Source organism: Parvibaculum sp. (assembly GCF_002684405.1).
In the GTDB taxonomy this organism is placed as follows: Bacteria; Pseudomonadota; Alphaproteobacteria; order Parvibaculales; family Parvibaculaceae; genus Parvibaculum.
Map to the genome: position 1 here is coordinate 1 of NZ_NYVD01000087.1, position 9,208 is coordinate 9,208.

11 protein-coding genes are annotated in these 9,208 nt (G+C 63.2%); 4 read left to right on the plus strand and 7 right to left on the minus strand.

The features are described from left to right. A partial coding sequence (locus tag CMI59_RS07740; protein ID WP_293326908.1) for an MFS transporter occupies positions 1-491 on the minus strand: 491 nt, incomplete at its 3' end. Between the two features lie 99 nt (positions 492-590). Here CMI59_RS07740 and CMI59_RS07745 point away from each other — a divergent pair. Next, the gene (locus tag CMI59_RS07745; RefSeq protein WP_293326910.1) at positions 591-1,220 is read left to right on the plus strand and encodes a metalloregulator ArsR/SmtB family transcription factor; all 630 of its coding nucleotides are present in this window, start codon (positions 591-593) and stop codon (positions 1,218-1,220) included. Here CMI59_RS07745 and cobT read toward each other — a convergent pair. The 3 genes from cobT to CMI59_RS07760 all read right to left on the minus strand — a co-directional run bounded on the left by cobT (position 1,204) and on the right by CMI59_RS07760 (position 5,025). Beyond that, the gene (gene cobT, locus CMI59_RS07750) at positions 1,204-3,123 is read right to left on the minus strand and encodes a cobaltochelatase subunit CobT (protein WP_293326912.1); all 1,920 of its coding nucleotides are present in this window, start codon (positions 3,121-3,123) and stop codon (positions 1,204-1,206) included. The two genes, CMI59_RS07745 and cobT, sit on opposite strands and share 17 nt — an antisense overlap. A 43-nt stretch (positions 3,124-3,166) precedes the next feature. Then, entirely contained in the window at positions 3,167-4,162 is a 996-nt protein-coding gene (gene cobS, locus CMI59_RS07755) for a cobaltochelatase subunit CobS (RefSeq protein ID WP_293326914.1), read from the minus strand. A gap of 170 nt (positions 4,163-4,332) precedes the next feature. Further along, the gene (locus CMI59_RS07760; RefSeq protein ID WP_293326916.1) at positions 4,333-5,025 is read right to left on the minus strand and encodes a J domain-containing protein; all 693 of its coding nucleotides are present in this window, start codon (positions 5,023-5,025) and stop codon (positions 4,333-4,335) included. A gap of 162 nt (positions 5,026-5,187) precedes the next feature. Here CMI59_RS07760 and CMI59_RS07765 point away from each other — a divergent pair, with 162 nt between their 5' ends. Beyond that, on the plus strand, positions 5,188-5,475 hold the full coding sequence (locus tag CMI59_RS07765; RefSeq protein ID WP_293326918.1) for a BolA family protein: 288 nt from the start codon (positions 5,188-5,190) through the stop codon (positions 5,473-5,475). Positions 5,476-5,483: 8 nt separating this feature from the next. Here the strand turns inward: CMI59_RS07765 and CMI59_RS07770 are convergent, their stop codons facing one another. From CMI59_RS07770 to CMI59_RS07780, 3 genes are read right to left on the minus strand one after another with little or no spacing between them, the layout of a single operon-like run. Then, positions 5,484-6,758: an HlyC/CorC family transporter gene (locus tag CMI59_RS07770; protein ID WP_293326920.1), complete on the minus strand. Its 1,275-nt coding sequence runs from the start codon at positions 6,756-6,758 to the stop codon at positions 5,484-5,486. After that, entirely contained in the window at positions 6,758-7,885 is a 1,128-nt protein-coding gene (gene aroB, locus CMI59_RS07775) for a 3-dehydroquinate synthase (protein ID WP_293326922.1), read from the minus strand. The genes CMI59_RS07770 and aroB overlap by 1 nt, the downstream gene beginning before the upstream one ends. Beyond that, entirely contained in the window at positions 7,882-8,478 is a 597-nt protein-coding gene (locus CMI59_RS07780; protein ID WP_293326924.1) for a shikimate kinase, read from the minus strand. Before CMI59_RS07780 ends, aroB begins: the two co-directional genes overlap by 4 nt. 288 nt (positions 8,479-8,766) lie before the next feature. On the opposite strand from CMI59_RS07780, the gene CMI59_RS07785 reads away from it, so the two are divergent. Further along, the gene (locus CMI59_RS07785) at positions 8,767-8,910 is read left to right on the plus strand and encodes a hypothetical protein (RefSeq protein ID WP_293326926.1); all 144 of its coding nucleotides are present in this window, start codon (positions 8,767-8,769) and stop codon (positions 8,908-8,910) included. A gap of 61 nt (positions 8,911-8,971) precedes the next feature. Next, positions 8,972-9,208: hypothetical protein (locus CMI59_RS07790; RefSeq protein WP_293326928.1), on the plus strand; the 237-nt coding region annotated here is incomplete at its 3' end.

Sequence of the window (9,208 nt, forward strand, 5' to 3'; positions counted from 1 at the left end):
ACGGCAAGTGTCGCCGGCCCTAGGGCAAAGCCCGCGGCGGCGGCGGCGCCATAGATGCCGACGATGCGTCCGCGTCTTTCGTTCGGCGCGAGCGCGTTGATCCAAGCCTCGCTGGAGCCCCAGAGGATCGTGCCGCCCACACCGAGCAGGAAGCGCAAGGGGAACCAGGCATAGAGGTTGGGGTAGAGCGCCATCAGCAGAAGAGCGAGCGCCACCGTCAGGATAGCGACGATCATCAGGTTCGCCGGGCCGAGCCGGGCAATGGCCCGTGGCACGAGCGGGGTAACGAAAAAGACGGGCAGGGCCTGGGCGGCGGTATTGAGGCCGATCATGGCCGGCGAGACGCCCTGCCGGGCAAGGATGATGGCGGTGAGCGGGAAGGTGATCCCCATGGTGAGATTGACGAAGCCCATAGAGGCGATAGCGGCGACGAGGCTCCGCAGATGGCTGGGGGGCATGGAGGAAGGCGGGTCCAGGGGAGAGGCGGTCATTGGCGGCACTCTTGAAATCGGGATTTGATAAATAAACTAATTAGTTTATAAAATAAAGCTCGTTTTCCGCCGATACCGCATTCAGGGACCGCACCGACCATGAGCCCCGCTGCCGACCGCATTCTTCACCTGCTCAAACGAGACGGGCCGCTGACCGCCGACATGCTGGGAGAGGAACTCGGCATGACGGGCATGGGCGCGCGTCGCCATCTGGAAAATCTCGCGACGGACGAGCTGGTCGAAACCTTCGACCGGGTGGAAGGCGTCGGCCGGCCGAAGAAATTCTGGGCGCTGACGCAGAAGGGCCATGACCGCTTCCCCGATACGCATGACGAACTGGTGGCGCAGATGATCGGCGATGTGCGCCGCGTCTTCGGCGAGGAAGGGCTGGAGCGGCTCATCGCCGAGCGCGAGCGCCAGATGCAGAAAAGCTATGGCGATGCGACGAAGGATGCCGGCTCGCTCCGCGACAAGCTGGAGGTGCTGGCCGAGCAGCGGACGCGCGAAGGATATATGGCGCGGGTGGAAGCGCTGGATGAGCCCGGGACATATGTGCTGATCGAGGATCATTGCCCGATCTGCGCGGCGGCGCGGACCTGCCAGAATTTCTGCCGGTCGGAATTCGACATCTTCCGCGCGGTACTGGGACCTTCGGTTGAAATCGAGCGTATGGAATATCTGTTCGAGGGCGGCAGGCGCTGCGCCTACCGGATCAGCGAACGGGTTTGAAAGCCTTGCCGCTTGCCCGTCCCCGGGCTTTTTTCGGGGACTGGCCACGCGCCTTCAACTGACCGGCGCGCAGGGTGGACTCGTCCTCGAAAAGTTCCGCGAGTTTTTCGGTGAGCGCACCACCAAGCTGTTCGGCATCCACGATGGTGACCGCGCGGCGATAATAGCGCGTCACGTCATGGCCGATGCCGATGGCGATGAGTTCCACCGGCGACATGGTTTCGATCTGCTCGATCACGCTGCGCAGATGCTTTTCCAGATAGTTGCCTGCATTCACCGACAGCGTGCTGTCGTCCACCGGCGCACCGTCGGAAATCACCATCAGGATGCGGCGCTGCTCGGGGCGGCCGAGCAGGCGGTTATGCGCCCAGATCAGCGCCTCGCCGTCGATGTTTTCCTTCAGCAGGCCTTCGCGCATCATCAGGCCGAGATTGCGGCGCGCGCGGCGCCACGGGCTGTCGGCGGATTTGTAGACGATGTGGCGGATATCGTTGAGGCGGCCGGGCTGGGCGGGCTTGCCTTCCGCAAGCCAGCGCTCGCGCGACTGACCGCCCTTCCAGGCGCGGGTCGTGAAGCCGAGGATTTCCACCTTCACGCCGCAGCGTTCGAGCGTGCGCGCGAGAATGTCGGCGCACATGGCCGCGACCGTAATGGGACGGCCGCGCATGGAGCCGGAATTATCCAGCAGCAGCGTCACCACCGTGTCGCGGAAATCGGTGTCGCGTTCGATCTTGAAGGAGAGCGGCTGCATCGGGTCGGTGACGACGCGGGTGAGGCGTGCCGTGTCCAGCATGCCTTCCTCGAGGTCGAACTCCCATGAGCGGTTCTGCTGCGCCTGAAGGCGGCGTTGCAGCTTGTTGGCCAGGCGCGAGACGACGCCCTGCATCTGCTGCAATTGCTGGTCGAGATACTGGCGCAGCCGCGTCAGCTCTTCGATGTCGCAAAGCTCTTCGGCCTCGATCGTCTCGTCATAAGCCTGAGTGAAAATCTTGTAGGCGGCCTGGTTTTTGTCTTCGCCGAAATTATTCGGGCGCCAGGGCTGCTGCCCCTCGCTCTGGTCGTCCTCGGCTTCGCCTTCCATCGGCATGTCGTCGGCATCGACTTCGACGGTCTGCTCGTCGCCTTCCTCGCCTTCGCCTTCGGAATATTCGACCTGATCGGCGGAGGCGCCCTCGGGCTGCTCGGCTTCGCCGGACTGGCTGTCGTCGGAGCCTTCCTCGCTCTGGCCTTCCTGATCGTCGTTTTCGCCGGAATCCTCACCGCTGCCTTCGCCGAGGTCCTCGCCCATATCGAGGTCGCGCAGAAGATCGCGCGTCGCGCGGGCAAAGCCGGTCTGGTCGTCCAGCAGATCGTGGAGGTTGTCGAGAGAGCCGCCGGCCTTGTCTTCCACCAGCTCGCGCCATTGCGCCACCAGCTTTTCGGCGGCGGGCGGCGGCGCTTCGCCGGTCAGCTTTTCGCGCACGATCATGGCCAGCGCTTCGGAAAGCGGGGCCTCATCGCGCGAGGTGATCTTTTCGTAGCCGCGCTCGTGAAATTTCTGCTGAAGCGCCGCGGCGAGATTATGCGCCGTGCCTTCCATCTGCGTCGCGCCGATGGCTTCGCAGCGCGCCTGCTCGAGCGCGTCGAAAATCTGAAGCGCTTCGCCGCCCTTGGGCTGCAGCTTGATGGCCGTCTTGTCGTCGTGATGGGCAAGGCGCAGGGCGTAGGAATCCGACACGCCGCGCACACGGGCCACTTCTTCGGGCGGAAGATGCCGGCTCGGCATGGGCAGGCGCGCACGCAGGCCCCGCAGGTCTGTGCTCTCCGTGCCATAGGTCACGTTCAGCTCGGGCTCTTCCGACATGGTTTTCATGGCGGTAGTCAGCGCGCGCTTGAACGGTTCTGTCGGTCCTTCCTTGGCCATAGCTCGTGCGATGCCTAACGACGCAGTGTCAGTAAATGGAAGCTCAGGCGACCTTCACATTGGCCGCCGATTCCGGAAGGTCCTCACCGAAGCAGCGCTGGTAGAACTCGGCCACGGTGGCGCGTTCCAGCTCATCGCACTTGTTGAGGAAGGTCACCCGGAAGGCGAAACCGACATCGCCGCCGAAGATCTCGGCATTTTCCGCCCAGGTGAGGACGGTACGCGGGCTCATCACGGTGGAGATATCGCCATTGATGAAGGCGGAGCGGGTGAGATCGGCCACGCGCACCATGGCGGAGACCGTCTTGCGGCCTTCCTCGGTGTTGTAGCTTTTCACCTTGGCCAGCACGATATCGGTTTCGGCATCATGCTCCAGATAGTTGAGCGTGGTGACGATGTTCCAGCGGTCCATCTGGGCCTGGTTGATCTGCTGCGTGCCGTGATAGAGGCCCGACGTGTCGCCAAGGCCGACGGTATTCGCCGTTGCGAAGAGACGGAAAGCCGGGTGCTGGCGGATGACGCGGTTCTGGTCGAGCAGCGTCAGCTTGCCCGCGGCCTCCAGCACGCGCTGGATCACGAACATCACGTCCGGACGGCCGGCATCATATTCGTCGAAAACGAGCGCGACGGGATGCTGGCAGGCCCAGGGCAGGATGCCTTCGCGGAATTCGGTGATCTGCTTGCCTTCCTTCAGGACGATGGCGTCCTTGCCGACAAGGTCGATACGGCTGATATGGCTGTCCAGATTGATGCGGACACAGGGCCAGTTGAGGCGGGCGGCCACCTGTTCGACATGGGTGGACTTGCCGGTGCCGTGATAGCCCTGAACGATCACGCGGCGGTTGAAGGCAAAGCCTGCGAGGATCGCCAGCGTGGTGTCGTGATCGAACAGATAATCCGGGTCGAAATCCGGCACATATTCGTTCGGCTCGGAAAAGGCCGGAACCTGCATGTCGACATCGATCTTGAAGACTTCACGGACATCGAGCTTCTTGTCCGGCAGCATTTCAGAGATGCCATTTTCCTGTTCGACGCTCATACTAACCTGCTTCCCTGCCTCAAATTTCTCAATCGCGGCTTTTCGCCGTCTATGATCCAATCAACCCGGTTCCGGCCTCATCGCGAAACGCTCCAGCGTTTTGGACAGGCCGCACAAATGCGCCGTGGCCGGCTTTCGACCAGCCTCCGCCGCTCATTATCTGCTGCAGACTAGCAGAAACCGCTCTTTCGGAGATAGTCGTAGGCCTGAATAACGCTTCGCAAGCGCTCTTCGGCCGACCGGTCGCCGCCATTGGCGTCCGGATGATGCCTCTTCACCAGTTCCTTATACCTTGACTTGATGTCGTTCAAGGATGCGGTCTCGTCCAGGCCCAGCGTGTCCAGCGCCTTGCGTTCCAGCGTGCGCGGTTTACGCCGGGGACGGCTGTCGTCCTGCGAGGCCTGCCGGATCTTTTCCCAGGCGAACAGCTCATGCGGGTCGGTATAGTTCTCCGCCTTGTAGTAGCGGGGATTGACGCGAGTGCCGAAGCCGGTGGCCGCGGCATTGACGCCCAGCCCCCATGTCGGCCGGTGGCCTGTGGCCGCATCGCGCTGGAAACGGGCAATTTCAGCGTCGTTCATGCCCTTGAAATAGTCGTAGGAGGCATTGAACTCGCGAATGTGATCCTCGCAAAACCAGGCATACTGGTCCTCGGCCGTGGCTTCCTCGCCCGGTTTCAGGTCGCGAGCGGTCAGCCGGGGCGCTCTGTGGCTGCCCGGCCGATTGCATCCGGCCCATTCGCAGCGGCGGCGCTGCTGTTGCTGCTGGCGCGCCGCCCGCGCTTTTGCGGCAGGCTGTTCCATGCCGCGCTGTTTGCGCGGTGCGATCCGAATGGAATCGAAATATTTCGAGTTCAACTTCACGTTGTATCCGTCTTGGGGAATCCGGGTTCGTCCCTTTGGGGAATTATGGGTTGGCGATCCCGCCTAAACAAGGAAGGATCGCGCGCAATGCCCTCCAATCATTGCCAAATGACGGGTATAACCAGCAATGATAGAAGGGCGGAGATTTCAAGAGGTCCTGATATGTCGGTTGCCGAAACCATTCGCCGCAAGCTTGAAGAGGGGTTGACCCCTTCGACTCTCGTGATCGAGGACCAGTCCCATCGGCATGAGGGACATGCCGGGCACCGGCCCGGCGGCGAAAGCCATTTTCATGTGACCATCGTCTCGGAAGCGTTCAATGGCGTGTCGCGTGTGCAGCGGCACCGCATGGTGACATCGCTTCTCGCCGCCGATATGGGCAATCCCATCCATGCGCTTGCCCTGAAGACGCTGACGCCTGCGGAAGCCGAAAAGGACGACGCGCTTTAAGGCGCGGCCTAGACGGCAACCGGCGTTACGCGAAGCTGGGTGATCTGGTTGCGCTGGCGCCGCAGGACTTCGAAGCGGAAGCCGTAAAAGGTGAAGGCCTGACCGACTTCGGGAATGGTCTGGGCTTCATGGATGACCAGCCCCGCGATCGTGGTGGCTTCCTCGTCCGGCAGGTGCCAGTCCAGGGCGCGGTTGATGTCGCGGATGGGGACGCTGCCGGAGGCGAGGATGGAGCCGTCGGCCTGAATGCGCAGGCCGGAGACCTCGATATCGTGCTCGTCGGAAATTTCGCCGACGATTTCCTCCAGAATGTCTTCCAGCGTGATCAGGCCCATCAGCGCGCCATATTCGTCGACCACGAGGGCGAAATGCGCCTTTCGGCGCAGGAAGGCGTTGAGCTGGTCCTGAAGTGCGGTGCTGTCGGGCACGAACCAGGGCTCGGCGGCGATGTCGAGGATTTGCACCGCATCGGGGTTCCAGCCCGCGCCGGCCAGTGCGCGCAGCAAGTCTTTCGCATGCAGCACGCCGACGATGTTTTCCGGTTCGTCGCGCCAGAGCGGAATGCGCGTATGCGGGCTCGCCAGCACATGGGAGATGATTTCGGTGTTGGGGGTCGATGCGTCGATCATGGTCATGTTCTTGCGGTGAACCATGATGTCGCTCACCTCCAGATCGCGCAGATCCAGAATGCCGCCCAGCATGTCGCGGTCGCCCTTCACCACACCGCCTTCGCGGTGGTGGAGGTTGATGGCGCCGCGAATTTCCTCATGCGGCGAGAGCACGTGGTCGGTGCCGCTGACATCGACGCCCATGAGACGCAGCGTCTGGCGCACGATGAACTGTACCGCGCCGGTCACCGGCGCGAAAAGCGCGGTCACGACCCGCACGATGGGGGCCACGGCCAGCGCGAACCTGTCAGTATTGGTGATGGCGTAGGTCTTGGGCAGCACTTCGGCGAAGATCAGCACGATCGCCGTCATCACCAGCGTCGCATAGACCACGCCCGCATCGCCGAAAATCGCGAGAAAGACGCTCGTCGCCAGCGCGGAGGCGAGGATGTTCACGAGGTTGTTGCCCAGCAACAACGCACCGAGCAGGCGCTCGCGGTCTTCCGTCAGCGACAGCACGATCTTGGCGCGTTTGACCTTTTCCTCGCCGAGATGGTGCATGCGCGCGCGCGAGGCGGCGGTCAGCGCGGTTTCGGAGCCGGAAAAGAAGGCGGAGAAGACAATCAGCACGAAGATGGAGAAAATCATCATCCCCAGCCCGAAAGACAAGATCATCAGGCGGCCTCTCGCTCTCCCAGCAACGCTTTCAGGGTGCCCCGGTCTGCGTCGCGTGTGATGAAGGCCTCGCCGATGCCGCGCACGAGAATGAAGGTCAGCTTACCGTCGACGACCTTCTTGTCCTGTCCCATCAGGGCGATGAGACCCTCGGCATCGGGGAGCGGGCCGGGTATGTCTGCGAGCGAACAGGGCAGCCCTGCGCGCTCGAGATGACGGTGAACCCGCACCGCGTCCTGCGAGGGGCAAAGGCCCAGCCGCGCCGAATAGTCAAAGGCGAGCGCCATGCCGACGGCGACGCCTTCGCCATGAACGAGCTTGTTGGAGAAACCCGTCGCTGCTTCCAGCGCATGGCCGAATGTATGGCCCAGATTGAGCAGGGCGCGGACATTGCTCTCGCGCTCATCCGCCGCGACGATGGCGGCCTTGGCCTCGCAGCTTTTGACGATGGCATAGCTGCGCGCGGCATCGTCGCCCGCCTTGATGGCGTCGAGATTGGTTTCGAGCCAGTCGAAGAAGTCGCGGTCGTCGATAAGCCCGTATTTCACGACCTCCGCATAGCCGGCGAGAAAGTCGCGCATGGGGAGCGTTTTCAGGGCGTCGGTATCGGCGAGAACGAGGCGCGGCTGATGGAAGGCGCCGGCGAGGTTCTTGCCCTGTTTGGTATTGATGCCCGTCTTGCCGCCGACGGAGCTGTCCACCTGCGACAGGAGCGTGGTCGGGATCTGGGCGAAGTCGACGCCGCGCCGGACGATGGAGGCGGCAAAGCCCGTAAGGTCGCCGATCACGCCGCCGCCGAGCGCGATTACCAGATCGCCGCGCTCGACGCCCGTTTCGAGCAGCCATTCGGTCAGCTTTTCGAGCTGGGCAAAGGATTTGGTGCTTTCGCCCGCGGGCAGCACGATTTCGTCATGCGCGATGCCGTGTTCGTCCAGCGAGGCGGTGAGGGCGGGCAGATGGTGCCTGGCCACGGTCTCGTCGGTGACGATGGCGACGCGCGCGCGGCGCAGCAGCGGTTCAAGATATTTGCCCGCCTGCGCAATGAGCCCCGGCCCGACATGAATGTCGTAGCCGCGCTCGCCGAGTTCGACCCTTACGGTTCTCATTTCTCTCACTTCGCCGGTCATGTCTTGGTCTCGCGATACTCGTCCAGCGCCGCGACGATGGCATCGACCACGGCTTCGTGAGGACCTTCGCGGCTTTCCACCGTGATGTCCGCGCCCGCATAGACGGGGTAGCGCTCGCCCATCAGTTTTTCCATGGTGGCGCGCGGGTCCCCGGTCTTGAGGAGCGGGCGGTTGCCCCGTTTCGAGACTCGTTTCATCAGCACATCGATATCGGCCTTGAGCCAGACGGAAATGCCCTTGTCCATGATTTCGGCACGGGTTTCGGGATCCATGAAGGCCCCGCCGCCCGTGGCCAGCACCTGGGGGCCATCGTCCAGCAGGCGGGCGATGACGCGCCTTTCGCCTTCGCGAAAGACCTGTTCGCCCCGGAGCTTGAAAATCTCCGGAATGGATTCGCCTGCCGCCTTTTCGATTTCCGCGTCGGCATCCACGAAATCGAGCCCGAGGCGGTTGGCAAGGCGGCGGCCCACCGTGGTCTTGCCCGCGCCCATCAGGCCCACAAGGACAATGGCGCGGCGGTCAAGCGGCAGCGGGGCGTCGCCGTTTTGGGCGGCCCCGTCGCGTGATCTTACCTGACTGTCGCTCTCGGCCATTTCCCTGCCATTAACCCTGAATTGCTTTCGCGGCGCCGCCGGTCCGGCTCATTAACGTGCCGGATCGGGCCTTAACGAACCGATATTAGCCGATTGATACCATGGATGCAGGCCCGCCGAGGGTAGATAGGCATTCAAGGGTCATGCGTCACGCCTAAATTTTGCCGCAAGGGACCTCTAGGCACGTATCCTGGAGAGACCGGTCGAAAAACAAACAAGCGAAAAACCGGTGGACCGCCGCAGGCAAAAGGCGGGCAGCGCCGGACATATCAGACGAGGTTAGCCATAATGAGCCGCACCGCCTTTCCGCTGATCGGAATCATTGTCGTGGTCGCGGCTATTGGAGCCGGGATCGTCTATCTCGGACAGGCAGTTCATCCGCAGGTCCAGACCGTGGAAAAGGTCATCCCCGATGGCAACATGCCGCGATAAGCAGCCAGAGGCGTCACGCCGATCGGAGACCTGCCGCGCCGCCGCGCTGGGAGGCGCTTTCGTGTGCCTGGCCGTTTTCGGCGCATCGCAGGCGCTGGCCGCCGCCGATGCCTATTCGGGGCCGCGCAGCATCGTGCCGCCGGGCTTCGGCGCTTCCGGCGGAACGGCGGCACCGACCGAGGCGGACAGGACAGGACTTGGCGATGGCGGCGATGCCGGCGCAGATGGCGATGGCGGCGCGGGCCGGACGGCCCCTGCGCAGCTTTTTCCGTCCGGCAGCGCCGCGACGGACGAACCC